Origin of the sequence: Photobacterium chitinilyticum (genome assembly GCF_004104355.1) — a bacterium.
GTDB lineage: Bacteria > Pseudomonadota > Gammaproteobacteria > Enterobacterales > Vibrionaceae > Photobacterium > Photobacterium chitinilyticum.
This window is the reverse complement of the sequence record NZ_RJLM01000002.1, coordinates 215,957-240,370: the sequence shown is the minus strand read 5'-3', so window position 1 is coordinate 240,370 and position 24,414 is coordinate 215,957. Positions and strand designations below refer to the sequence as shown.

At 44.0% G+C, this 24,414-nt stretch carries 21 protein-coding genes; 11 read left to right on the top strand and 10 right to left on the bottom strand.

Going from position 1 to position 24,414, the window contains the following annotated elements; translation table 11 throughout:
- Positions 1–161: 161 nt before the first annotated feature.
- Positions 162–362, bottom strand: a complete 201-nt coding sequence (locus EDI28_RS07265; protein ID WP_128783188.1) for a hypothetical protein — start codon at positions 360–362, stop codon at positions 162–164.
- Between the two features lie 349 nt (positions 363–711).
- On the opposite strand from EDI28_RS07265, the gene EDI28_RS07260 reads away from it, so the two are divergent.
- Both EDI28_RS07260 and EDI28_RS07255 read left to right on the top strand, forming a co-directional pair.
- Positions 712–2,559, top strand: a complete 1,848-nt coding sequence (locus tag EDI28_RS07260; protein WP_128783187.1) for a M3 family metallopeptidase — start codon at positions 712–714, stop codon at positions 2,557–2,559.
- A gap of 337 nt (positions 2,560–2,896) precedes the next feature.
- Positions 2,897–4,075 carry a dicarboxylate/amino acid:cation symporter gene (locus EDI28_RS07255; protein ID WP_128783186.1) on the top strand — a complete coding sequence of 393 codons (1,179 nt, stop codon included), beginning with the start codon at positions 2,897–2,899 and terminating at the stop codon, positions 4,073–4,075.
- Between the two features lie 122 nt (positions 4,076–4,197).
- On the opposite strand, the gene EDI28_RS07250 is transcribed toward EDI28_RS07255, so the two are convergent.
- Both EDI28_RS07250 and EDI28_RS07245 read right to left on the bottom strand, forming a co-directional pair.
- Entirely contained in the window at positions 4,198–4,731 is a 534-nt protein-coding gene (locus EDI28_RS07250; protein WP_128783185.1) for an NADPH-dependent FMN reductase, read from the bottom strand.
- Between the two features lie 267 nt (positions 4,732–4,998).
- Positions 4,999–6,153, bottom strand: coding sequence for a right-handed parallel beta-helix repeat-containing protein (locus EDI28_RS07245; protein WP_128783184.1), 1,155 nt, complete (start codon positions 6,151–6,153; stop codon positions 4,999–5,001).
- Positions 6,154–6,590: 437 nt separating this feature from the next.
- Between EDI28_RS07245 and EDI28_RS07240 the strand changes: the two genes are divergently transcribed.
- The 4 genes from EDI28_RS07240 to EDI28_RS07225 are packed head-to-tail and all read left to right on the top strand — an operon-like array spanning position 6,591 to position 9,667.
- Positions 6,591–7,394, top strand: a complete 804-nt coding sequence (locus tag EDI28_RS07240; RefSeq protein ID WP_128783183.1) for a hypothetical protein — start codon at positions 6,591–6,593, stop codon at positions 7,392–7,394.
- Positions 7,395–7,409: 15 nt separating this feature from the next.
- Complete coding sequence (locus EDI28_RS07235) at positions 7,410–7,685, top strand: hypothetical protein (RefSeq protein ID WP_128783182.1); 276 nt, start codon at positions 7,410–7,412, stop codon at positions 7,683–7,685.
- Between the two features lie 4 nt (positions 7,686–7,689).
- On the top strand, positions 7,690–8,634 hold the full coding sequence (locus tag EDI28_RS07230) for an HprK-related kinase A (RefSeq protein WP_128783181.1): 945 nt from the start codon (positions 7,690–7,692) through the stop codon (positions 8,632–8,634).
- A complete protein-coding gene (locus tag EDI28_RS07225; RefSeq protein ID WP_128783180.1) occupies positions 8,558–9,667 on the top strand; it encodes a nucleotidyltransferase family protein in 1,110 nt (369 codons plus the stop codon). The genes EDI28_RS07230 and EDI28_RS07225 overlap by 77 nt, the downstream gene beginning before the upstream one ends.
- Here the strand turns inward: EDI28_RS07225 and EDI28_RS07220 are convergent.
- The gene (locus EDI28_RS07220; RefSeq protein ID WP_128783179.1) at positions 9,664–10,053 is read right to left on the bottom strand and encodes a VanZ family protein; all 390 of its coding nucleotides are present in this window, start codon (positions 10,051–10,053) and stop codon (positions 9,664–9,666) included. The genes EDI28_RS07225 and EDI28_RS07220 overlap by 4 nt on opposite strands.
- A 219-nt stretch (positions 10,054–10,272) precedes the next feature.
- On the opposite strand from EDI28_RS07220, the gene EDI28_RS07215 reads away from it, so the two are divergent.
- Entirely contained in the window at positions 10,273–11,400 is a 1,128-nt protein-coding gene (locus EDI28_RS07215) for a GNAT family N-acetyltransferase (RefSeq protein ID WP_128783178.1), read from the top strand.
- Here EDI28_RS07215 and EDI28_RS07210 read toward each other — a convergent pair.
- Positions 11,372–12,607: a chondroitinase-B domain-containing protein gene (locus EDI28_RS07210; RefSeq protein WP_233353303.1), complete on the bottom strand. Its 1,236-nt coding sequence runs from the start codon at positions 12,605–12,607 to the stop codon at positions 11,372–11,374. The genes EDI28_RS07215 and EDI28_RS07210 overlap by 29 nt on opposite strands.
- A 441-nt stretch (positions 12,608–13,048) precedes the next feature.
- Here EDI28_RS07210 and EDI28_RS07205 point away from each other — a divergent pair, with 441 nt between their 5' ends.
- The 3 genes from EDI28_RS07205 to EDI28_RS07195 all read left to right on the top strand — a co-directional run bounded on the left by EDI28_RS07205 (position 13,049) and on the right by EDI28_RS07195 (position 17,056).
- Entirely contained in the window at positions 13,049–14,005 is a 957-nt protein-coding gene (locus EDI28_RS07205) for a polysaccharide deacetylase family protein (RefSeq protein WP_128783176.1), read from the top strand.
- A 46-nt stretch (positions 14,006–14,051) separates the two neighbouring features.
- Positions 14,052–15,533, top strand: a complete 1,482-nt coding sequence (locus EDI28_RS07200; protein ID WP_128783175.1) for an oligosaccharide flippase family protein — start codon at positions 14,052–14,054, stop codon at positions 15,531–15,533.
- A 209-nt stretch (positions 15,534–15,742) separates the two neighbouring features.
- Positions 15,743–17,056, top strand: a complete 1,314-nt coding sequence (locus tag EDI28_RS07195; protein ID WP_128783174.1) for a putative O-glycosylation ligase, exosortase A system-associated — start codon at positions 15,743–15,745, stop codon at positions 17,054–17,056.
- A 77-nt stretch (positions 17,057–17,133) separates the two neighbouring features.
- On the opposite strand, the gene EDI28_RS07190 is transcribed toward EDI28_RS07195, so the two are convergent.
- Genes EDI28_RS07190 through EDI28_RS07170 form a run of 5 tightly spaced genes read right to left on the bottom strand, consistent with a single transcriptional unit; the run spans position 17,134 to position 22,831 of the window.
- Positions 17,134–18,297, bottom strand: a complete 1,164-nt coding sequence (locus EDI28_RS07190; RefSeq protein WP_128783173.1) for an XrtA/PEP-CTERM system-associated ATPase — start codon at positions 18,295–18,297, stop codon at positions 17,134–17,136.
- Positions 18,298–18,299: 2 nt separating this feature from the next.
- A complete protein-coding gene (locus EDI28_RS07185) occupies positions 18,300–19,757 on the bottom strand; it encodes a TIGR03016 family PEP-CTERM system-associated outer membrane protein (protein ID WP_164918493.1) in 1,458 nt (485 codons plus the stop codon).
- Positions 19,729–20,631, bottom strand: coding sequence for an XrtA-associated tyrosine autokinase (locus tag EDI28_RS07180; protein ID WP_128783171.1), 903 nt, complete (start codon positions 20,629–20,631; stop codon positions 19,729–19,731). The genes EDI28_RS07185 and EDI28_RS07180 overlap by 29 nt, the downstream gene beginning before the upstream one ends.
- The gene (locus tag EDI28_RS07175) at positions 20,628–22,175 is read right to left on the bottom strand and encodes an XrtA system polysaccharide chain length determinant (RefSeq protein WP_164918492.1); all 1,548 of its coding nucleotides are present in this window, start codon (positions 22,173–22,175) and stop codon (positions 20,628–20,630) included. Before EDI28_RS07175 ends, EDI28_RS07180 begins: the two co-directional genes overlap by 4 nt.
- Positions 22,176–22,186: 11 nt before the next feature.
- The gene (locus tag EDI28_RS07170; protein WP_267900005.1) at positions 22,187–22,831 is read right to left on the bottom strand and encodes an XrtA/PEP-CTERM system exopolysaccharide export protein; all 645 of its coding nucleotides are present in this window, start codon (positions 22,829–22,831) and stop codon (positions 22,187–22,189) included.
- Positions 22,832–23,021: 190 nt separating this feature from the next.
- Here EDI28_RS07170 and EDI28_RS07165 point away from each other — a divergent pair, with 190 nt between their 5' ends.
- The gene (locus EDI28_RS07165) at positions 23,022–24,413 is read left to right on the top strand and encodes a TIGR03013 family XrtA/PEP-CTERM system glycosyltransferase (protein WP_128783168.1); all 1,392 of its coding nucleotides are present in this window, start codon (positions 23,022–23,024) and stop codon (positions 24,411–24,413) included.
- The last annotated feature ends 1 nt before the right edge of the window (position 24,414 follow it).

Here is a 24,414-nt window from a genome sequence, read left to right as displayed (position 1 = left end):
TTTTCGTTAATACTGAACGCCGTTCATATATAGCACGAATAGATGGCTATTCGACATATGATCTTTGTATGTTTTTGTTATAAAGAGGTAATTCACCGAGGGTGAATAGAAAAGGCCAGCGAAATGCCGGCCTTGAGGAGATGAGCAGATTAATCGGTTGGTTATTTGTTGTCTGCTTTTTCCGCTTTGAGTTTATTGCATTCGGTAACCGGGATCGCTGTGGTACTGATCATTTTACCATCTTGCATACAGATAATATGAGGAACGGTTACTCTGCTGCCTCCTCCCATTTCGGCAAAGGCTAAGCCAGAAAAGACAATACCAGAAAAGGTAATGCAAAGTACTGCTATAACTTTTTTCATGTGTTTCCTCCGCGCTTGTAGGCGAACGTGGTCAAATATTGATCTGTTCGAGATATAAACGTAGCAGCGATCTGCTATCAAGGTTGTCGCAGGGTTGTTTCATAAGGTCATCGCTTGATGGCTTACTATCATTTTCATGTAAAATAATATGCTGATGTGGCTTAAGAGGGGCTGAATGTATCGGAGAAATGAATTTACAATGTAAATGACGCAGATTTTAGCTAATCGAAACCGTATTAATAATTATTGCAATAAATGACGGCTGATGTTGCGAGCTATTATGATTGTATTATCATTGAATGAAAGATAAAAAGAACCTAATCAGGCACTTACATTTATAGGGACGAAAATGACAGCAATAGCTTTTCTTGATTCATTGAACCAGCGCTATTTATCTTTGCATCGAGCCAAAGAAGATTTCTTTTGGGAAACCTACATGGGAACCAGTGATGACCATGAGGGATCGACACAAGCAGAGACGGAATGGGCGGCATTCCTAAGTTCTCCAGCCCAGATCACCGAGCTAAGAAAGCAGATCGAGGCTGTCGAGTTACTCGCTGACTCTGATGAAAAAACGCAAACCTTGATTGGACTTAATGGCTGGTTGAATACTTTTCGGGCTCATGCGCTGGAATCAGAGCAGGCGCAGAAGCTAAAAGCAAAACTGATTAAATTCGAAGCGGATTTGTTTGAGAAAAAACAAAACCATGTGATGAAATATGTCGAGGAAGACGGAAACGAAGCGGAAGGATCGTTGCCTGTTCTTGCTGCCAATATTCGTACGAGCAGTAATGAAAGTGTTCGCCGCTCCTCGCATCAGGCTTTGCTCGACTTAGAACAGTGGCTACTTGAAAACGGCTTTTTAGAGTTGGTAAAGCTGCGCAACGAGTTTGCACGGTCGTTAGGGTATGACAACTTCTTTGATTACTCTGTTGTCAAAACTGAGCAGATGACGACGACAGAGCTGTTTACGATTCTTGATGATTTTGAAGCGAGAACAAGAGATAGCCATCTAAGCAGCTTGGATCGGTTGGCCGATGCCAAGGGTGAGCAATCGTTGAAAGGATATAACTTTGTGTTCTCGTTTTCTGGGGATGCAATGCGAGACTTGGATCCCTATGTCCCGTTTTCACAGTCGTTGCGGCGCTGGGTTGAATCATTTGGTCGCTTGAATATTGAATACTCAGGTGCTGAGCTGACGCTGGATCTTCTTGATCGTAAAGGTAAATACCAAAATGGTTTTTGTCATGGCCCGGTTCCTTCATTTTATGATCAAGGCCGCTGGATACCAGCCAAGGTGAACTTCACCAGCAACGCCAAACCGGATCAGGTTGGAAGCGGGTATGACGGTATCAACACCTTGTTTCATGAAGGTGGACATGCCGCACATTTCTCTAATGTGAAGATGAATGCGCCGTGTTTCTCGCAGGAGTTTGCGCCAACTTCGATGGCGTATGCAGAAACTCAGTCAATGTTCTGTGATAGCTTGCTTAGCGATGCAGACTGGTTGAAGCAGTACGCACTGGATGCCAACGGTGATGCTGTACCGGATAGCGTGATTAAGTCAATGATTGACAGCAAGCAGCCTTTTAGAGCGTATGGCGAAAGAAGCATCTTGGTTGTCCCATATTTTGAGCGGGCATTGTACCGTCTGAGTGATGATGAGCTGAGTGGTGAAGCCGTTACAAAGCTGGCAAGGGCAACTGAGCAACAGATCCTTGGGCTGGCTTGCGGTCCGCGTCCGTTGATGGCGATTCCGCATTTGCTATCGGATGAGGCGGCATGCGCTTATCAAGGCTACCTGCTGGCCAACATGGCGGTGTACCAGACAAGGGCATACTTTACCGAGAAGTTTGGCTACTTAACCGATAACCCACAGATTGGACCGCTACTGGCGAAACACTACTGGCATGGCGGTAATAGCGTTAACCATAACGCGACCATATTGAACTTGACGGGCGAAGGCTTTAACGCCAAGTACCTGGCAGACGAGTGCAACCTGTCCGCAGCACAGGCGTGGGAAATGGAACAGCAAAAAATATCGGCGCTGCAGTCAAGAGCCCGAGCTGAGGTCGCTCCGCTCAATGCCACTATTTATATTGTTGACGGCGCCAGCCAGATAGCCAACAACCAGCGTTCCGACAGTGGTATGTGCGACGAGTTTGAGCAATACATTGTGTCGACCTATGGCCGTTAACGTTAAATAGGTGTAGGCCCACCTATCAATAAAAATACCAGCCAGTACTTGCAACGTGCTGGCTGTTTTCCGTTCAGAACTCCTTCCGTGTAATTGCTTTTTACATGCCCTTGCGTGCTACTGCCGCTCTGCTTTTTATTATCAAGGCTAAAATCCATCCGTAAGTTTTCAAAAAAAGTGACATGTAAGCATAAAGATGCTAAATAGACCTTACGGCTGAAATAATGCTCCAGAGTATCCATATTCTAAAAATATAATGCCAAGTAGTGCATATCAATGGATCATTCAGATTCTCATGCGTTCAGCTGTTATCAAACACACATCAGGAAACAACTTAATGAAATTAATACTGAAATTAATTGCCGGTATCGTTGCCGGTATTTTAATCGGATTTTTTGCCCCAGAAGCCGTCATCCGCATTCTGCTGACAGTGAAACTGCTCGGTGGCCAACTGATCGGATTTACCATTCCCTTAATTATTCTTTTCTACATTACCAGCGGCATTGCCAGCTTGCCGAAAAACTCAGGTAGCTTATTGGGTAAGACGGTCGCACTTTCTTACGGTTCAACTGTTCTTGCCGGAAGCCTGGCGTTTCTTGTCGCCAGTTCGGTGATCGCAGGTCTACCAGCACCAGATCAAGCCGCTACCGATGCGGGTGCTAAACTGACCAGTTTTATCAGTTTGGAAATTCCGCCAATGTTTGGGGTCATGACGGCGCTGGCAACCGCCTTCTTGTTTGGATTGGGGATCAGTATAACCAACAGTGTTCGGCTTAAAGAAATTGCCGATGACGGTCGCAGTATTATCGATCTGCTGTTATCAAATGTTATTATTCCGCTACTGCCATTTTATATTGCCGGTATCTTTGCCGAGATGGCAGCAGAGGGCACTGTATTTACGACCTTGAAAACCTTTGGTGTCGTCTTGGCACTGGCTGTCTTGATGCATTGGGTTTGGATCACCATTCAGTATACCTTGACAGGCGTCGCATTGGGTTTGTCACCAGTTAAGCTGATCAAAAATATGCTACCGGCCTATTTTACGGCTATTGGCACTATGTCTTCAGCGGCGACTATTCCTGTTACCCTGCGACAGACCAAGAACAATGGCGTCGATGATTCCATTGCCAATTTCACCATTCCACTATGTGCCACTATTCATTTGTCTGGTTCTACCATTACTCTGATCACCTGCTCGACGGCGGTGATGGCATTAAGTCAGCATATTGCTCTGCCATCCTTGATTGAGATGCTGCCGTTTATCATGATGCTGGGTATTACCATGATTGCAGCTCCAGGTGCCCCGGGCGGCGGCGTAATGGCGGCACTGGGATTAATGTCGACGATGCTTGGCTTTGGCGAAGCCGAGCTGGCACTGATGATTGCCCTGTATATGGCGCAAGACAGTTTTGGTACTGCGTGTAATATCACGGGTGATGGTGCTATATCGCTGTGGGTAAACAAGTTTGCTCAAAAGCAGCCTGTATCTGCTGACTCCGTAAAACAAGTTGGCTAACTATCAATCTAACAGTATTGGCTAACAAGAAATAACACTGCTAAAACAAGCCACCTGTCGAGGTGGCTTTTTTTTGCCTGAACAATGGTGCTAACATTTTGATTGTTTCTAAAATTATACGGCTATTTAAAGTGATTTAAGTGACTGACGGCATCTTTAAACTGCTCATTGAGTTCTTCATGGTTCAGGGTTTGTTTTTCGGTATCGAAGTTATCGTAAAAGCTCGGTATAGACAGGCTAGCTTTGACGATGCCATCGAAGTAGGGGGCTGATTGTACGGCTGCGGCCAGTACGCTGGCACCGCCCATCGAGCCTGGCGAGGTGGATAACAGCACCATGGGTTTGCTCTGAAATACTTTCGGCTCGATGCGTGAACACCAGTCAAAAATGTTCTTGTAGGCGACGGAATACGAACCGTTATGCTCGGCGAATGAGATGAGCACGCCATCGCTTTCACCTATTTTATTCAGAAATTCCTTGGCAAGCTGTGGATGGCCAAGCTCTTCTTCTTTATCCTGGCTGTATAGCGGTAATTCATAATTGTTGAGATCCAATACTTCGACTTCCGCTTTATCCAACAGCTCACAGGCATAGTGAACCAGCTGTTTGTTGATTGATTTCTTGTGGGTACTTGCGGCAAAAGCAATAATTTTCATGCTTACTCTCTCCGGGTGCGTTAAGCGCCAAGCTTAGTCATTGTGAGAGTGTAGCAGTTCAAGCTTAATTAAGTTCTGAGTAACGTAGAGTGAAGCCGGAAGCTTGGAGGTGAGGGAGAGTGCTTCTCGTTTAGGGACTTAGAATCAAGGCCGTGGTTGAGATCGACTGTGCTGCGAGTGATAGCGAATTCATGCTGAATCCGCAAATCACAACGCAGTAACCGTGGTATTTATACAGAACGTAAGCTGCTATCTGGCGAGTCAGCCTTAAAGGCCGATGCTCGGCAGCTCAGGAAAAGCGCCAAGCCCGTAGGCTGAACGGCTGTCATAGATATTGTTGTTCTGCTGAATGTTATGTTCAGCCTTGTCATTGAAGGGTGTTCCGATAAGGTTATTGCCGGTGATAGATATCTGAACCGAGGAGCTGTCAGAAGGCAGACCCAATAGTACATTTCCCTTTTGTCTTTCCATCAGAATGATGTTGTTGGTCAGCTCGACAGACTGCGGAACAGATTGATCGATACCTTCCATACCAAACCCGATTACCTGAAAGTTGGCGGTGTTTGGTCCCTGCTCAAGAAGACTGTTTCTTATTGTTAGCTTGCCGCCGTTGGAGATATCAACCAGTCGGCTATCTGCGCTATCCAGCGAGGCAATCTCGCTATATTCGATAAGAGTTTCCTTCGCCCGGGATTTGATTTCATGGCCGTTGTCCTTAGAGCGATAAAATTTGCTGTAGCGGATCTCAAGGCGATCGTTCGCACTGTAAACCGCGTGGGCATATCCTGCCTTTCCTAGTCGCTCAAAGGTGCTGTATTCAATGATCAGACTGCCGGTATTTTTGGCTGTTAAGATCCCCTGTTCGCTGTCGTGAAAGTAGACACCGCTAAGTCGTAGGTCTTTGCCTTCCTGCCTGATACAGGCACCATTTTCGTTCGGAACACTAACACCACTGCACTCGATGTTGTCCATGCTGACATTGTCACCCGCGATCACAAAAGTTGCCTTGTTCTGAACTTGTGCGCCTTTGAAGTGGGTGCCGTCGCTACCGACGAGTTTCACGTTATCTGGACGGATTGTCATCCCCTGGGTGAATACACCGCTGCCAAACTGCACTAGGCTATTATTCTGGATCGCGTTCTCGGCCTCGCTTGGGGACGTAAACGTTTTGCCGTCAACGACTATCACCGAGTTTTGTACCGGTGGGACAGGAACGGTGGGTTTGTCGGGGATCCCGGTGCCGGGGTTGCTCGGTGTACCGCTTCCCGGATTGGTTGGTGTTCCTTCACTAGGGATACCTGGTGTACCGCCTGGTTGTTCTGAACCGATCCCCGTGGATGAGGTCGATCCTGAGCCACAGGCGCTAAGGAGCAATACGCAAGCCAATGCGCTTGTTTTTATTGTAAGCTTTTGATATTTCATTGTTATTCACGCTGCTGCTGTGTTTGTCTCGAAGCATTGTGGATAAAATTACGTCACCTTTTGTCAGCTTTTTGTCATGTTTCAAACGTCGATGCAGTGTAAATTTTGAACAAATTTGGCAAGGTATTGTGATCGTGGAATTTTTACGACTATTGAAAAGTTCAGCTAAGAAAATTATTAGAATTTGATTTGGGTGCTTGGCCCGCTCAGATAGAAAAGGCTGTTAATTTTAAGTTGTTCTGGTTCCTGGGGCGGGGGCGATCGCTTATAAAATAGGTGAAGGTATTATCAGAAATATTGGCAAGAGAGTCGATGTTTCTTCAGCGGAAATAAACTTGCAAGGCCAAAAGATATGAACTTTACTTTTGTTGTAAGTTTATGTGGTAGAAGTTTTACTCGTATTCAATCGGTGTGTTGTACTTTCGGTAGGGATTATTATGGATCAAGATAAGCCGGGTCTTCAGGAGAATAGTCACCTGGATGGAGATACTGCCGATAAAGTTGTAGATCGACCGGCAATAGAACAATCCCGCTTTTCCCGGCGTCGTTTTCTTCATACTTCGGCGGCAATCTCACCAGTCCTGTTTTCATTGAAAAGTCACGCAGGTTGGGGGAGCGGAGCGGGTGGGCAAAACTGCTCAATAATGGTGTCTGGTAATGCATCGAATCCGGAGTTATGTAGCAATGATGCTGCTGGCCCCCATCGCTGGAGCCAAGTAATTCGTAGTCGCAAGGGAGATAGTACCTATCCGTTGAGGCAAGCTTTAAACAATAGCAGAATAAGCGGCAGCACATACTTCAGCCAACTCTTTCTCACGCCATTTTATCATTGGCAAAACCTCCCCATGAAAGGTTGGAAATTTAAGATCAACGTTCAGCAATCCGGTGATGTGAGAATCAAGCATGTACTGGGTGCACATGGTGGTGGTCAGTTTAAGCTGGCAATTAAACTGGAACCCACGGAGTCCAGTTCCACAGGTAAAGGTGTGAATGTTGTACTTCGGCCCAGGCACTTTCATCAGGTACTTGTTACTGCTTATTTAAATGCTTTCTTTTCTTCGAGTATTATCCGTTATCCCTATAATACTCGGCAAATTGAAAGCGCCGTTATTGAAATGATCATGGTGCTAGCCTCAAGGTTGGCAGACGAGCTCAACAACAATTCCAGTGTTAACGAGCAGTCCCCTGCGATAAAAAAATCTTTTCATGATTTAATCAGCCAGCTACAGCTGTGGAGTTAATAAACAGGGAGGCGCATGAAAGACAAGCGACCCGAAAGGATAGAGTTGAACGGCAAGTTTTCCATTATTCACTGCACTTTCAAGCACCAATCTCGAAGTGTTATCTATAGCCCGTTTACATCTGAGTCAATGTTATGTGATATCTCCGTCGTAGAGTTGCTCGAACGCTTAAGTCATGCGGATTGCATGACAGGTGAAGTCGACAGCTATGTGAAAAAGCGGCCTGAATCTGCGTTGGGTGTGATTAAAGAGTTACTTTCGATGCAGATCTTATTGCCAGCTAAGGACTAGCAGGATGCTCCTTTCAACGCAGCGTTATTATTTGCAAACCGGCCCTTTTATCACCGAGGTAGAAACGTCAATTCCTAGCGTCCAGCGTTATCTGAAAACGCATTATCAAGATAATCTGCTTGCTGATCCTGAACTGCATTTTGTTGATTTTCATGTGTCGATGATTCCGGGAATGCTAGGGCGCAGATGGATAAAACCTCAGGCACGCTTTTATTTCAATGGTCGCGAACCTTTCAAGCCTCTTCCGCTCAACCAGGCTCCGGCCATGCTGGAATGGGGAATGAACTGGCTTATTACCAATCATGCCCATCAATATCTGATTATCCATGCGGCTACATTAGAAAAGAACGGTAAAGGTATCGTTATTTCAGCCCCTTCGGGCTCGGGGAAAAGTACCCTGTGCGCCTATCTTGTCTCACAAGGCTGGCGCTTATTATCGGATGAATTAGCATTGGTTTGCCCCGAAACGCTGCAAATCCATGGTCTGGCAAGACCGATCAACCTGAAAAATAATGCCATTGAGCTTGCGCGGTGTTTCTTGCCTTCCGCGAGTTTCGGTGAGGAAATTGCTGATACCCTCAAGGGAAAAGTGTGTCTGGTTAAACCGCCTAAGCCCAGTGTGGCCAGAGTCCATATCAGCGCGCCGATTTCGCTTATTGTGTTTGTAAAGTATTCTGCGGCCGAGCAGTGTTATGTCGAACAGGTTGAAAAATGCGAAGTACTGATGGAACTGATCACCAACAGCTTTAACTTTGGTTTACTGAATCAGACGGGCTTTGCCTGTGCCAAGCAGATCGTTGAGGCTGCAGATGCAATATATATTGAATATAACCAGTTAGCAGATTGCGAAGTGGCAATCAGGAAAGGGATCGATGAAAAAGATAACGACACTAAAGTTGGTCGATATTCTTCAGACCCCCACGACTTTACTCTCAATGAGCCCTCGTGAGCTGTCACAAATTATTGCTGAAGCTCGTTATTATAATATGTTAGCGCAGCTGAAGCCGCTTTGTGAACAGTGCGATATTTGGTTTGAGCTCCCGGTTGAATTTCAGCGGCATGTATTATCTGCTGAATATACCTATACCAATCAATTGAGGTTGCTGGTGCAAGAGCATCAGCATATTAGCCAGTTGTTTAGTCGGCTTAATATTCGCTGGGTCTATTTAAAAGGGGCGGCTTACCAGCTTACAGATATTAGGTGTATGCAGGGCCGACTGATGAGTGATATTGATATTTTGGTTCCGCAAGAGCAGATTGCTACGGCTGAGCAGGCTTTGATGGAGCATGGCTGGCTGCATAAAAAACTGACTGACTATGATGATAAGTTTTACCGGGATTATTCACAAGAGATCCCGCCTTTAAGACATTTTGATCGTCAGACCGAGCTGGATGTACATTTCAATATATTGCCAACAGTATTAAACCATGGGCCAGATCCCGTTACCTTGCTTACTCATACCCATATGATTCCTGACAGTAGCGGTGCCCAGACTCTTAGCCCGGAGGCCATGGTCCTTCACAGTGCGATACATCTTTTTTATGAGAGTGAGTTTCATAAAGGCGTGAGAGATCTTTTCGATATTGTTCAGTTAATTAAATATTTTAGTCAACAGCCTGACTTTTGGGAAAACCTTGTACGGTTACAGCATTCAATTGGCAATGGAGAATGTATGTTCTATGCCATTCGCTATTGTCGCATTATTTACCAACTTGATGTGCCTGAAGATGTGGTTGCCTTCTATGAGCAGTTCAGGCCGGGCCAATTGGTGTTCTATTTAACCGATCCTGCTTTTCGTAAAGTATTCAGCTCGATTTATCCGGTTCACAATGACTTTGGTGATCAGTGGTATTTGCTTGTTCTCTATTTGAGAGGGCACCTAAAGCGTTTGCCTTTTTCCAAGCTGGTTCCGCATCTAATCCGAAAGAGTGTCTATAGGTTAAACCCGATGAAAAAGGATGAACCTGATGTAATGATTTAATGATGAGGATTAGACGGATGATGTTGATAAATCAGGGCTGTAAAATACCCCAAAATAACCCCTGCGGTGTTGGCAATGATATCTGGTATTGAGGCTTCTCGACCCGTTGCCAGCGTTATCTGAAGATATTCAAGAAGAATACCGTGCAGCAATAGTAAGCAACAGACCAGCCAGCGTTCATATTTCATTTTTGCGGCAAATAGAGCCAGCAGTGCATAGACCCAGTATGCCCCTACATGAAGCACCTTATCTAGGTGCGGAATTTTGTATTGTTTGAGATCGGTAATATCACCATTGCCCTGGCCCGGTAGTAATGAAATGTAGGTGATGAAGATGGAGTAGCACGCCAGTATTAGCCATGGGAAAGGATGGCGATCAACAAGCATTGATAGTTGTCCAGTTGCTCCTCAAGCTGGGTTTTAAATAGTTGGCTTTGTCCATGTTTTTCCCTCTAATATCAAAAAAGCTCATTATTTTTATAATAGCCAGAAACAATTAATTTGCCTGAGATTGATTAGTTTTAATTTACGGTCTCATATTTTTCCTGACTGCTATGCTTATGCTCAATAGAAGGTTTTTCAGGTATTAAGACGAGGTTGTCATCCATGGAACACTGTAATAATCCTGTGCATTGTGAGGTTTTTTATAATCCGGATAGAGACAGACTTGCCAGTGTATGGCAACAACTTGAAGAGCAGACTCAACCGAATATTTTCCTGTCATGGTTATGGATTGGCTCATGGTTAGATTGCTGTGTTGATGACTGTATTCTTATCGAAGCCAGCATTGGGAGCGAGGTCGTCGGCTTAGGGATCCTTGTTGGCAAAAAGAGCAAATTACCATTTGACTCAAGGAAGGCCTATTACCTTCACCGAACTGGGGATCAGGGACTGGATCAGCTATGGATCGAGTACAATGACTTCTTGTTGCTACCGCAGTATGAAGGAAAAACGCGTACAGCAATGTTATCAACAGTGATGCTTTCAGTCATTGGCAATGGCACTTTTGTTGTCGGGGCGAGTGAGAAAGGTGTTTTTGACGGAGCTTTGAGTCTAGGCGCTGAACGTCGATGTGTTTGGGATTCTATTGCGTATAAACTGGATTTTACTCAGCTTCGGGATAACAATTGCTCACTGGATCAGAGTCTTTCACGCAGTGGTCGGTATCAAATAAGGAGAAGCCTGCGCAAATATGAGAGCAAAGGCGAGATAACCATATCGACAGCAACGACGACGGAAGAGGCGTTGAAGGTGTTTGCACTAGCAGAGCCTTTTCATATCAAACGTTGGGGGAACCAGCTGGGTCAGAGCGGATTTTCAAATCCCAAATTTAAGCATTTCCACCATACCTTGATTAAACGCGGGGTAGAAAGCGGTGAGGTCGTTCTGCACTATATTCGTGCCGGTGATGAGCCTTTAGGGGTTATTTACAATTTTCATTACGGCAATCAGGTGTATTTTTATTTGAGTGCACTGAATTATGAACTGGAGGATAAACACATGAAGCCAGGATTGACTGCTCATTACCTTTTAATAGAGCGGGCGCTAGCTGACGGCATGCTCAGCTACGACTTCATGGGCGGCACTACTCGCTATAAGAAAACGTTTGCTAACTGCGAGTCATCACTTGCTATCTATCACTATCAATTCCCCCAACTGGTACTGAAAATTGAAGCGACTCTTCGAGGCTTGAAGCAGCGGTTTACTACTGGAAACAGGCCTTCGCCTCTTTGAATGGGCCACTAAACCGGTCATTGTCAGTGATAGTATTTCCACAGAAATCGGTATTTTCCTGGCCCGGTAAAAGCCGGTAGGGCGTAGCCTGCGAATGTAATTGTTTTCTGGCGCGGTTTGTCTTGATGGTGAAGTTACCAATGCTCGGAGATTGGAACCAGCTATCAATGTCCTCTCGTCCAGACCAAAAGCTACGGGAGCTGATTAAATTGGCTGTCGACTCAGCTTTGCCATTATCTCTCAGGCGGATTTTACCGTTTAGAATGTTATTTATGATATGGGCATTTGATTGAGAGTACCTGATATCTATTCCCTGAGTGTTGTACAGGATATTGTTACTTATTGTCGCCTGTTTACCCTTGTTTATATATAAGCCCACATCATTGCAATGCATAACAATGTTATTTCGTATGGTTGCTCCAACGGTTTCGGCTTTAATTTCTTCCCGGCGGTGCTTTTGTGCCATGCCTCCGCCTCCCAGAGATAAACCTACTTGAGCTCCGGGATAATGCCGATTGGTGGTATTGCAGATCACAAGATTATTTTCTATCGTCCCCTTTATCGTCCCTCCTTTGATAAAGGCGCCATAACTGGTTTTATTTCCGCCGAGCTTGACAAAATCACGGATAATATTTCGGCTAATGAGCCAGTTGTTGCCATGATCGACATTGATGGGAGTGACGGGTTTGGTGACGTCTCTGAGGCTGGTGAAATAGAAGTGGTTGTTTTGGATTACACCGTGATCAGGGAAGGCATTCTTGTCTCGGTTCACTTTTATTGCGGCATTGAAATCGATGAATTCATTATGCTCAATAATAGTATGGCTGGCTTTTCCTACCACATGGATAGCATGCTCACAGTTGGACTGGCTTAAGCACTTTCCCACAAAACGCAGGCCTGATATTCGCCAATATGGCTGGTTGAGATAGAGGCCTTCAGTACTATCAAGTTCGATGGTGACTTTTCCCGGCTCGAGGGCCCGTAGCGTAATCGGCTGGTGCCTACTTGGGGACCGGTTAGTGATCCGGAGACGTTTTCCGCTAATTGGGTATATACCGCTTTTAATAACGATGTGTTGACCGGGCAATACTTCTTGTAGCGCTTTACTTAGATTTTCGGGGTCAGCAACTAGAATCGCATTTTTCGGTATGTGACTATTTTTGCTTCCCTTTGACCAGTCAGGGCCAACAGTCGGCCAATAGGCCACTGAGAACCGACGCCAAAAGTAGCGAGAAGTATCCGTTTTGTATTCTATTGCTCTTATTGGGGGGGCTTTTATCTGTATAGCTTTTGTCGGTAACTTATCATCTTGGAATAGATTCGGTTGGGCAAGCGAATGAAAATTTGGCCCCAGTGAAAAAGTGGCAAATAAACCAATAAACATAAAAGTGCGGTTAAACTTTAAAAAAAGACAGGTCATTCCCTTTTCTCTCTAAGCTATTGTTAGCAATGAGTATAGGTTGTCTATGGCAAGATTTTCACAATGAGCCCTAGTTTCGCCAGTGGAATATTGAGGAAAGACGGAATGCGGAAATATATTCAGATGTAATTTTTTTGTTCTTTTTCGGTTAAATTTCTTGTGCTGTGCCATTATCAATGAGAAGAAAATTTTGATGTAGGCGGCACTTTTTTGTTACGGAGGCATGCTATGGCCTACAGGCTTGCTGTAGTTATCCATGCAGAAGAAGAGTTTGATTGGAGCAAAGGGGTTAAGACGACAAACCAGTCGGTTACTCACCACAATGAGCTGATATTGCTTATTGACGAGCTGTTGGCTGCTGGGGCAAAAGTGACTTTGGCTATGGACTATCCATTCATCTCTAGTCCTGAAGGTGCTTCTGTTGTTGAGAGATACCGGGGTTTGGCTGATAGTAACATTGAATTTGCGGCTCACCTACATCCTTGGGTTAATCCTCCTTTTGAGGATCTCGCCTCAGGCGATAGTGTCGCAGCGGTGAATACCTACCCGGGTAATTTACCTAAAGAGCTGGAGTATAAGAAGCTGGCAAGCTTGACAGAAAAGATAGAGTCAGTATCGGGAGTACGACCTGTGACGTATTTGGCTGGTCGATATGGTATCGGTAATAACACGGCCCGGAGTTTAGTCAGGCTAGGCTATAAAATAGATTTAAGTATTAGTGCGTATTGTGATTTTACAAGCCAGGGTGGGCCAGATTTTAGTCATTATGGAAATACGATTTTTGAACGGGATGAGATTATTTATTTCCCCCACACTTGTTCAATTTTATCGACAGTTTCTGTGTTACAAGATTATGCAAATAAGCACACTTCCTTTTTTACCCAGTGTCAAAATAATATGATTAAAAAAGTTATTAGTAAATGTTTGAGATTGCGTAGATATCGTCTTTCTCCCGAAGGTTTTTCCTTGAAGGAAATGCAGCAGTTGACGCACTCCCAGAAAAAAATTGGACAAAGGGATTTCATATTGTCATTGCATTCGCCCAGTGTTAAGGCTGCGATGACGTCCTATGCCAAAAACCATATAGAATCAAAGCAGCTTGCATTAAATACCCGAGACTTTGTTTGTTGGTTTATTGGTGAACAAGGAGGACAAGCAATGCTTCCCAAGCAACTTGTGTACTAGATAGAGTCAATGTTACGGGTAGGGAAGTGATGCTTGGTACTGTATTATGAACAACAAGTATAGCAGTGCACTTATCTCAGGGGCTAAGTGGGCGATCATAGCAACATGGTATAACCGAGTATTGGGGCTGGTCAGTACCTTTATTTTGGCCCGGCTGCTAACTCCAGAAGATTTTGGCATTGTTGCGATATCCTCGTTCTTTATTTATTTATTCTTGGCGTTTACTTCTGTTGGAACGAACCGAATAGTGATTCTGGAAGAGGAGGTATCGGATGAGAGCCTTAACAGCATTTGGTCGTTAAACTTGGTTTTAAGGGTGGTGTGTGCTCTCTTGCTCTTTATTTCTGCCCCTCTAATCGCATCGTATACCAACGAAACAAGAGCGGAGCTTGTTATTCAGGTTGTTGCCATCATTCCTTTTCTTATGGCTTTTCGAAATATCGGTTTAGAGGTCTATGAAAAACAACTCAATTTTAAAACGATTACGGTTGTCAGTATTGCGGCCAAAACGATAGGTACTATTTGTTCAATTGTTATAGCGGTAATATGGCAAAACTACTGGTCCATGATCGTTGCCGTTATTCTCAGTAATTTTATCGAAGTGGTTATTGGATATCGAGTTTGCAGCTACCGTCCTCGGTGGTCTACCAGTTTGTGGCGAAAACAGTGGCATTTTTCAAAGTGGCTATATTTAACGACAATATCAGGTTATTTACGTTCTCGCGTTGATGTGATGATTCTAAGTAATCAGCTTAGCAGTCGAACGTTTGGAATTTATAATTTTGCTCAGGAGCTGGCATGGTTGCCCTTTACTGATGTTGTCGCACCGCTTAACCGTGGTTTTTTCGCGGTGATATCGCAGTTAAGAAATAATCCGGATGAATTTAAAAAAAGTATCTACCAGCAGCTGGCAGTATTATTGTTTGTTGTAATGCCTTGTGCTTTTGGGGTGAGTGTTATTAGCGAGCCTTTTGTTAAGGTTGTTCTCGGGCAACAATGGCTAGAAGCTATACCTGTGATGAGTAACTTAGCTGGATTAATGGTCGTTATGACGGTGTATATGCCTTTGACGGTCATTCTAACGGTGAAGAACAAAATGCATATTTTGTTCGTAGCCGATGTGATAATCGTGATTCTCATTTCAATTATGCTCTATTTATCTTTTGGGTCTTCGATTGATGTTATTTCTTTTAATAGACTATTGATTGGTATGTTCTTTTTATTATTTATGATTGGTTTATATACGGTTGTTGCAGAGCTAAACTCAATCCACCTGCTTTCGTTAGTTCTTCTTCCGCTGGGGTGTTCTTGGTTTATGTATGAAGCTGTCTCCTGGTTGATTGGTTTCGTTGATAATGATCATTATAAGTTAGTACTTGCTATCGTGTCTGGGTTTGTTTTGTATGCGGTGCTAGCTATTGTTAGTGTTAGTCTTCTTAAGAGTAGGGTATATGAATTTCAAATTATTGTTCAGCAATTAAAAAAGCAAGCCAGCTTACGTTTAGGTCTGCAGAGAAGCGTTGCATAAGGTATTTATTAGCGTGGAAGATTGTTGATATTTTTGATGGCCGGAAAGAAGTTTTAACTATTTTCGGCTTAATAAACTGGAGAGCATACTATGGAGTCATTATTATTCGTTTTTTGTTTGGTAATGCTAGTCCATAGATGTCGTCAAGCACTGAAACATGATAATGAAAACCAGAAAGGAGCAACTGAGCAACGTGGAAAGAGGGAAAAATGATGAGAGACATTGTATTTCTTATTTTTTCAACGTACCTAATGTATCTTTCTTTTAAAAAACCATATGTTGCTATCTCTCTCTGGCTTTGGGTGGGTTTATTTGTTCCTGTTTACTGGCTTTATGGATTTGCGCAAAACATAAGTTTCAATAGTATTTTTGCGTTTACAGCTTTGATTGGTTATTTGTTTCAGAGCAATAAGAAAAAATTCAGCTTCAACTTTAGCTTTTTTTGGGTGATTTGTTTTTGGATCCATACAACTCTTACGAGTGTATTGACAATAGGTGTTCCTGATCTGGTATGGGATGAATGGATAAAATTAACAAAAATTATCCTGCTTACCGTGATGATTTTTTTATGTATAAGAGAGAAGCATGAGCTAGAGCTGATCTGTTGGATCACCATATTATCGATAGGGTTTTACGGTTCTGTTGAAAGCTTGAAATTTATCCTCACTGGTGGTGCTCATAAAATTGTAGGCCCTCAGGGACACTTGTTGTCGGATAATAATCACTTTGCGGTTGCTTTATGCATGCTCATTCCTCTGGTCGTATTTCTCTTACAGGTGTCTCGTAGTAAATGGTTGAAAATAAGCCTGATTGGAGTGCTATGTTTATGCACGGTTGCAGTTCTAGGTACCCACTCGCGAGGTGGGTTTATCGGTCTGTTAGTTGTGGGTGGCTATTACTGGTTTAAGTCGAATCATAAGTTTATTGTAACCAGCGGAATACTGATTGTCGTTGGTATCGCGGCTCTTTACCTTTCTCAGGATTGGTATAACAGAATGAATACCATCGAATCGGCAACTGAAGATAGCTCATTTGTGACGAGGCTGAATTCTTGGAAAGTCCATACGTTGCTAGCCATGGATAGGCCTTTATTAGGAGGGGGATTCAAAACTGGATCATATAGCTATATTTGGCAAGAGAAGGCACAAGATTTCGACAAGCTGGATTTTATTGAAACCCCGCTTCCCTCTGATGATGCAGGATGGGCCGCGCATAGCATTTATTTTCAGGTCTTGGGCGATCATGGCGTACTTGGGCTGATAATATATCTCACTATAATGGCAACTTGTTTTCTTAAGTTAGCTTGGGTTGCTAGAGAAACTCAGCACCTGGGTGAAGAGCACCGGTGGCGATCAGAATTGGCCAGAATGCTTCAATTATCAATGATTGCTTACGGTACGGCAGGAGCTGCAGTGTCACTGGCTTACCTAGAATTCTTTTGGGCATTAGTCGGTATATCTATTAGCTTAATAGTATCGACACAGCGGTTTGTAATAAAGGGTGTAATTAGGGTGCCCAACTAATTCTCGGCGGAACGAGCATCTTGATTCTGCTTGGATATATTTGGTTGCCTTAGCCGGAATAGAACTTGTTATATCATCTAATTGTGGTAAGAGCTTTTCTTGGCCATTAACTCCCTGCACCAATATTTTTTCTGTAATGCGGAATTGTTTTTTTCGTTATCTAATTCATCGCTTTCTAAAATTGTTTCGTCATGTAGCGTTGTTCCTAACTCTGATAATGATTTCCTTTTTTGCCTTAATAGTTTATCTAAGTGGCGGATAGTAGAAATTTTTCTATCAATAACCGTATCGAGTATTTCCGACACAGCTTCCAGCGTTTGAGCTGCGTGTGATTCTCCTTGGGCGGCTAATATGTGTAGGGATGTATTTTCCTGAGAGACTGGCGATTCGTCATCTTCACCTTTCCGACGGCTGCTCGGCATCATGGATCCGGATAACTCGCTTTGCATCTCTTCAAGAACATGGTGAACATCGACGGCTTTTATCGCGGTTAGGTCTTCCAGATAGGCGTATAAGAATAGCCTGTCGGTCAAGATGTTAATTTTACGAGGTATTCCTTGGCTGTGTTTAGTGATTATTTCGAAGATATTTTCGCACAGGCTTGGCTTTCCCTGCCATCCAACTTGCCTTAGGCGGTGGTGGATATAGTTGCAGGTCTGCTCGCAATCGAATGGTTTCAAGTGGCATGAGGCAATGATCCTTTGTCTGAATTGCTCCATTTCGGGTAGTTCGATGATCCCTTTGAGTTCCTCTTGTCCCAATAGGAAGCTCTGGATAAGCGGTTTGTCATCGAGTTGGAAGTTGGAGAGCATGCGCAGCTCTTCGACGGTTTCAGGCGGGAGGTTTTGGGCTTCATCGACGATTAACAGTGCCCGCCGTTGTTGTTGATGCAGCTTCAGCAAATATTGTTCGAGTCGTTTGAGTATTTCTGCCTTACCCAGGCCTTCGACCTGAATATCAAACTTGGCCGCGACCAGCCTGACCAGCTCTTCGGGAGTAAGGCGAGTTGTTGCTATTTGTACCGCAACAATCGATTCATCCAAAGAGGCCACAAGGCTTCTGGCGATTGTTGTTTTGCCGGTTCCGATTGGACCGGTAATAACGATGAACCCTTCCCCTTGCGACAACCCATACTTCAAATAAGAAGCGGCCTTTTCATGATGAGGGCTAGAAAAGAAAAAGCGGGGATCCGGGCTCAGTTTGAATGGCTTGTCCGAGAGGCCAAAATGGGATTCGTACATAATTATAATTGCATCCTTAAGTCGATAAAAATTCGAGTTTCATCGTAGCTGTTGGGTTCAAATGATGACGATTTATTGTTGTGCTTGAATCCCAGAGAGGTTGAAAGGTGTCGATTGAGCTGGTATTGCCCTTCAAGTTCATAAACTCGATAGTAATCGTTCTGGGTGGGGAGGGTACGGCCGGTAAATTGGTAATACTCATAATCGAAACTACCAGCTACGCTAAAGCGCCGAGATAGGCGATGACGTACTGCGATACCTATACCATCAACTTCGTCGTTCTGCTCCTCGGCGTCGACGTCAAGGCTTTCGCGCTCGTCCCGGTAAATGGTGAGTTCATACTCGGTTCGCCTTCCGGTTAATGCTGATGACCATTCGAGCCGGCGACTGAGAGAGATTTCCTCGACGGAGGATCCTGTGGTGAATAAATCACGATCAAAACTTACCGCTTCTTCGGTGTAGCGAATACTGTTGTTCACGCGTCTCGAACGGTGGGACAGCAAGGCTTCATAGGCATCACCAAAGAAGCGTTTGTCATAGGAGACAAATAGCCGTGTTCTGGGGGTTGGATTGATATTGACTGCACCTGCCCAAAAATCGGGGTTGTTATCATCTTCAGAGAAGTTATAGCTAAGCTCGAGGTAAGATCTTTTGGTCCAAAAGTACTTCAGTCCAGGGCCCCAGCTTAATGAATCAGCACTGTCAGCGTCTGTTGTGCCTTCGTAGTCTTCGAAGTTGAGACGAATAAAAGGTACCCAGCCTGACAAAGTCTGTAGGCCAAAGTCCTGTCTGAATAGGGTAAAAGCGGTATCGTCTTCGTTATCTCTGCTTTCTTTATATTGATAGGAGCCGTCTATTTTCCAAAAAACTTTTTTTACCGTTGAACCGTTGGCAAAAGAAAACTCGGCACCATAGCCGTTGTAGTTGCCAATATCGTCTTCGTTATTGACGATATCGGTGTAAGCCTTGGCTGACAGGTCGATTTTACTGCGTGGGTTGGAGTGGTAATTTACCCCTAAGCTGGCATCTTTGTTCTCAATGGTATCTCCAGAAAGAATATCGGCGTTGGCGTTCTGATCGACGGCTCTGGCGATATTTTCTATCGAGGCATCGGCATTAATCCGGAACCCTGTTCTATTGATCCCTTTATCTGCTGCGAATGAGAGGGTCTGATAGGTTTCATTGTTGTTTGAGTCATGGCTATAAATGAGTTGATTCAGTTCATAGTCGAGATCAACCGTACCATCGACACCTTGGATATCGGTGGAAATGCCGGCACTAATGTCAGAGATCAGGCTGCCTTGTTGCCCTTCGGAAACTCGGTCGATATTGTCGGTATAAGTGAATCCACCGCCGACATACGGGTGAAACTCGACACCTGCAGCCAGACAGCGAGCTGTCATCAAGACCATGCCGCTAAGTAGCCAGCGTTTATGATTGGCTCTCTTTTGTATAGTCATACCCATATCCATACTCATATTGACTATATGCACCTTGCATGGCTTTGTTGACAATAAACCCTATTGCCATGTTCTTGTTAAGCTCTGAAATGGCGTTTTCTACATCAGCCATCTTGGTCTTCCCGTATTCCACGACAATCATCGCCTGCCCGAGCAACTTTGAAACGGTGATGGTTTCCACAACCCCTAATAGAGGGGGACAATCAAACAGGACAATGCGATCAGGATAGCGTGAAGCGAGCTCTTTGGTGAGATCTCTCATCTTGTCGCTTGCCAATAGCTCATTGCTCAGATGGTGAGCAGTGCCTGCCGGCAAGATACGAAGATTCGGAATGGTTGTTTGATAAATGATGTCTGAGAGTGACTCAGCATCACCCAACAGGTAATCAATTAAGCCCGGCTTTTTGTCGATATCGAGATCGAGTACTTTGCTGACTGACGGCTTCAGCACATCGGCATCGACCAGCAATACTGTTTTGTCTTTTTCTGAGGCCAGGCTAAGTGCGAGGTTAATTGTTGTGAATGTCTTCCCTTCTGAAGGGCGTGAGCTAGAGACCATGACCAAGTTGCCATTTTCATGATGAGAAGCGGCAGGGCCAAAGGCATTGTGAATAATTTTTTGTTTGATTGAACGGTACTCATTGGTGATCTGCGGATTGGCTTTGTTATTGGTATGCGACACCATTCCGTTCTTTTCCAGTTTGTCGGTGTCTATGTTTAAAAGAACACTAGTTTGAGTTTGTGTGTTTTTTTCTTTCAGCTGAGGTGAAACCCGTTGAGGGTCCTTGACGGGGTGATCTGCCATTGCCTGGCTAATGAGGCTTGGCTTGGCCGCCTTTTTCTGTTTCTGAAGTGCTTTTTCAATGATGCTCATAGGTATTCAATCTCCTGGATAATACGAGAATGAATGGAAGGTGTTGAGTTAATAGCAATAAAACCAACGTAGAAGACAACGAGCACGATGCAGATAAAGGAAAAGAGCCAAATCTTGCGTCGTTCCTTGGTAACTAAGCCAGAGCTTTCTGTAAGCGAAACATGACCGAATACAGGTAGGTTAGTTAGACGGTAAAGCTGTACCGACGAGACCACAACAGGTGAGAGCTGACTCGACACGAAGGCTATGCATCCTCCCGCCCCGATAGCTGCAATCAGCACAACAGTTAGCAGCAATGGCCTTATGGGGCCTGAAGGGCTTTGGGGGGCGAGAGGGGGATCGATGACACGGAAGTTGATTTCGTCTGAGCTGGCATCTACGTTTTTTGATATTAGCGCAGCTTCGCGGCGTGAAAGCAAATCTTCGTATTTGGATTTGGTTATATCGTAGTTACGCATCAAGTTGGTCAGCTGTGCTTCGACGTGCGGTACTTGTTTTAGCTTTTGAGCGAGAAGGTTATTCTTTTCGATCTGGTTGGCCTCGCGGACCTTCAGGGAGGCGAGTTGATTTTCAAGTTGGCTGATATTGAGTTTAATATCCTGCAAGACTGCGTTGGAGTAGGGAGAGTTGGATGACGCCCGTTTCTGAGACCCTTGTTGTAGCAATTTAAGATCGGCAATCTGACGTCTGGTTTCAATGACATCCGGATGCTTGTCGGTGAAACGGAAGAGCAATTCATCGAGGCGTGTTTCGAGACTGGCTAGGCGTATGTCGTACTCAGTACTAAAGTTGGCCATTTGTTGAGCAGCAATTGCGGTTTCGTCACTGAGCTGCTTTTGCGCTGTTGCGAGCTGTATTTCGGTTTCTAGCACGCTTAGCCGGGTGTCTTCTAACTGATCCTGCAAGGTTTGCAATCGGCGATAGTAGTTTTGTTCAGATCCCGGCATGTAGCCTGTATTTAGTCGTTTAAAATCGGCAAGTTGCACTTCGGCATCGATCAGTCGAGTTTCATATTCCTTTAATTGGCTTGTAAGGAATTTATTTGCTTTATCAGTATCTTGACGCTTTTGACCTACGGTATTTTCAATGAAAACATCAATAGCAGCCTGAACAACCTCTTTGGTGTATTGCGGATCAGAGCCTGAATAGTTGATAGTGAAAAGGTTTTCTTCTCCTGCCGATTTTATTGATATATTCTTTTTGAGATCGGAAACGATCTTTCCGAACTCTTGGCTGGTGCTGGCACGCATATCAGCGTCGGTGTAACGCGCTATTTTTTCAAGGTTCGGGCGGCTTAATAGCGTTTTGATCATCAGTGCCAGTTCCTGCGAAGGATCAGTATCAATGGCTATACCTCGAAGCAAAGGCTGTAAAATGGATTGCGTATCGGCATAGACGCGTGCTTCGGCGCTATATTGGTTCGGCATCAAGGTCACGGCTATCCAGCCTAGCGGGCAAATGACCCAGAGAGAGATAACTACCCATCGACGCTGAAGCCAGATCCCTTGCAGGTATTGTAAAAGGAGGTCGAATTGCTCTTTCATTTCGTTTCCTCCTAAAACCATGCTTCAGGAATAATGATGATATCACCGGGCAAAATATCGATGTTTGCCTGGATATCACCATCTCGGATGAGGTCCCCCATTTTTAATCCGAACTGACGCTGCTGACCATTGATGACCCGAATGAGGCGGGCATCGTTTCCGTCAGCGTATTCAGTTAATCCTCCGACAGCGACCATGACATCAAGCAGTGTCATATTCTCGCGGTAATTAATTGCCTTTGGCTGGGAAGCTTCGCCGATAACACGCACTTGTTCGCTATAGGGGCCGACAAAATCCTGTACGATGACGGTGACAATCGGATCCCGGACATATTCTGAAAGACGTGCTTCAATGCTGCGAGCTAGATCTGACGGTGTTCTACCAGATGCGTCAATATCATCAACCAGAGAGGTTGAAATTTTACCATCTGGGCGGACATCAAATGTGCCTGATATTTCTGGGTTTCCCCATACGAAAATATTCAAGCTATCACCGGGCCCGATTAAATAATTGTAATCATTTATATTCTTGGTTAGTGAAGGATGAGTAGTTGCTGACGGTAAATTTTGCAAGTCAGATGATGAACATCCAGTTAATAAGTTTGTTGAAATAAATGCAATTAATAATGTTATAAAGCATTTCCCTTTCTTTATCATAAACATACCCATCCTGCGTATTGTGGCATATATCTATGCCTACCTAAGTCTATGTTCTTCAGTGTAGTTGAATAATTATGTTTAACTTATTTAACTATATAATACTTTTTTATGGTGCAGCTTTTTTATTATGTACAATAATAGGGTAACAATAAAACGGATTGTCATATAAAGGTTCGGGAACGCCAATATGCGATACCATGATTTAAATAGAAGTAACACCGTATTAATTGTCTCTGACTTTATTGTTATTTTTATTGTGTTTGCGTTAGGTTTGAATTTTGCTGAAGTGTATTATGCTGAGAGTTTGCCAAAAGCTGGAGGATACCTTTATTTCATTCAGCTTTTTCTGTTTTCTTCAACGTTGCAGATATCCACACTAGCAGTAGGACTATATAATGAAAAGCTTAGGGCGACTTTCAAGAGTGTTGCTATTAGAATTCTGGTGGCAATAATCCTTGCTTATGGTCTCTCTTCTTTTGTTTTCTTTTTTATACCAGTCACATCGTTTCCATTTTTACTGCGAGAGCTGTTGTATGTTTGCTCTGCAACAGGGCTGTTGATTTGCCGTCAAATAGCATTATCAACAGATTATACCAATTTAAACCGCCGAAAAGTTATCGTGCTTGGTTCTGGTGAACGGGCAAGCCTGATCAATACTTGTATGAAAAGGCGTGCTGACCGAGTCAATTTTGATTTAGTTGGTTATGTTCATATGAATGGGGATAGTGTATGTATGAGCGCTACTGTTCCAAAAATTGAGTTAAGCTCTTCACTGGAACAATACGTTATAGACAATAGCATAGAAGAAATAATTATTGGGGCAGATGAACGACGAGGTAACCTTCCGACCAATGTATTATTCAATTGTAAGCTTAATGGTGTTTTAATTACTGATATTATTGATTTTATTGAGCGTGAAACCGGACAGATAGCTGTTAGCCACATTCATCCGTCATGGGTTATATATAATACGAAATCATCACGCAGTTATATTGGTAAGTTTGGTCAGTGGCTTTTTAATTGCTTTGTTTCTTCTTTTGTTTTACTGCTTACCTGGCCGTTAATCATTATTGCCGCGCTGTTTATTAAACTCGAGGATGGCGTTTTTTCTCCGATATTGTATTCCCAGCAACGTGTTGGAAGGCAAGGTAAGATTTTTTCTATATATAAGTTTCGTAGCATGTGCGTTAATGCCGAAGATAATGGTGCGCAAATGTCATTCAAGTCGGATGAGAGGATCACTAGGGTCGGTGCTTTCTTGAGGAAATATCGAATTGATGAATTGCCGCAGTTATATAACGTTATCAAAGGGGATATGAGCTTTGTCGGGCCAAGGCCAGAAAGACCTGAATTTTGCCAAAGATTCGACAGTAGTATTCCTTATTACAGCCAGCGTCATGATGTGATGCCGGGACTTACGGGATGGGCTCAGCTGAAATATCCCTATGGGGATAGCCTTGATGATGCAATCGAGAAGTTAAAATTTGACCTTTACTACATCAAACATCGTAGTTTTATGCTCGATATTCTGATCCTGATCAGAACGTCTGAGATCATTTTGTTTGGGAAAGGAAGGTGAC

Excerpts from the sequence above, each read along its gene's own strand:
- EDI28_RS07265 (WP_128783188.1), bottom strand. The coding sequence starts at position 362 with ATGAAAAAAGTTATAGCAGTACTTTGCATTACCTTTTCTGGTATTGTC.
- EDI28_RS07260 (WP_128783187.1), top strand. The coding sequence starts at position 712 with ATGACAGCAATAGCTTTTCTTGATTCATTGAACCAGCGCTATTTATCT.
- EDI28_RS07255 (WP_128783186.1), top strand. The coding sequence starts at position 2,897 with ATGAAATTAATACTGAAATTAATTGCCGGTATCGTTGCCGGTATTTTA.
- EDI28_RS07250 (WP_128783185.1), bottom strand. The coding sequence starts at position 4,731 with ATGAAAATTATTGCTTTTGCCGCAAGTACCCACAAGAAATCAATCAAC.
- EDI28_RS07245 (WP_128783184.1), bottom strand. The coding sequence starts at position 6,153 with ATGAAATATCAAAAGCTTACAATAAAAACAAGCGCATTGGCTTGCGTA.
- EDI28_RS07240 (WP_128783183.1), top strand. The coding sequence starts at position 6,591 with ATGGATCAAGATAAGCCGGGTCTTCAGGAGAATAGTCACCTGGATGGA.
- EDI28_RS07235 (WP_128783182.1), top strand. The coding sequence starts at position 7,410 with ATGAAAGACAAGCGACCCGAAAGGATAGAGTTGAACGGCAAGTTTTCC.
- EDI28_RS07230 (WP_128783181.1), top strand. The coding sequence starts at position 7,690 with ATGCTCCTTTCAACGCAGCGTTATTATTTGCAAACCGGCCCTTTTATC.
- EDI28_RS07225 (WP_128783180.1), top strand. The coding sequence starts at position 8,558 with ATGAAAAAGATAACGACACTAAAGTTGGTCGATATTCTTCAGACCCCC.
- EDI28_RS07220 (WP_128783179.1), bottom strand. The coding sequence starts at position 10,053 with ATGCTTGTTGATCGCCATCCTTTCCCATGGCTAATACTGGCGTGCTAC.
- EDI28_RS07215 (WP_128783178.1), top strand. The coding sequence starts at position 10,273 with ATGGAACACTGTAATAATCCTGTGCATTGTGAGGTTTTTTATAATCCG.
- EDI28_RS07205 (WP_128783176.1), top strand. The coding sequence starts at position 13,049 with ATGGCCTACAGGCTTGCTGTAGTTATCCATGCAGAAGAAGAGTTTGAT.
- EDI28_RS07200 (WP_128783175.1), top strand. The coding sequence starts at position 14,052 with ATGAACAACAAGTATAGCAGTGCACTTATCTCAGGGGCTAAGTGGGCG.
- EDI28_RS07195 (WP_128783174.1), top strand. The coding sequence starts at position 15,743 with ATGATGAGAGACATTGTATTTCTTATTTTTTCAACGTACCTAATGTAT.
- EDI28_RS07190 (WP_128783173.1), bottom strand. The coding sequence starts at position 18,297 with ATGTACGAATCCCATTTTGGCCTCTCGGACAAGCCATTCAAACTGAGC.
- EDI28_RS07185 (WP_164918493.1), bottom strand. The coding sequence starts at position 19,757 with ATGACTATACAAAAGAGAGCCAATCATAAACGCTGGCTACTTAGCGGC.
- EDI28_RS07180 (WP_128783171.1), bottom strand. The coding sequence starts at position 20,631 with ATGAGCATCATTGAAAAAGCACTTCAGAAACAGAAAAAGGCGGCCAAG.
- EDI28_RS07175 (WP_164918492.1), bottom strand. The coding sequence starts at position 22,175 with ATGAAAGAGCAATTCGACCTCCTTTTACAATACCTGCAAGGGATCTGG.
- EDI28_RS07170 (WP_267900005.1), bottom strand. The coding sequence starts at position 22,831 with ATGATAAAGAAAGGGAAATGCTTTATAACATTATTAATTGCATTTATT.
- EDI28_RS07165 (WP_128783168.1), top strand. The coding sequence starts at position 23,022 with ATGCGATACCATGATTTAAATAGAAGTAACACCGTATTAATTGTCTCT.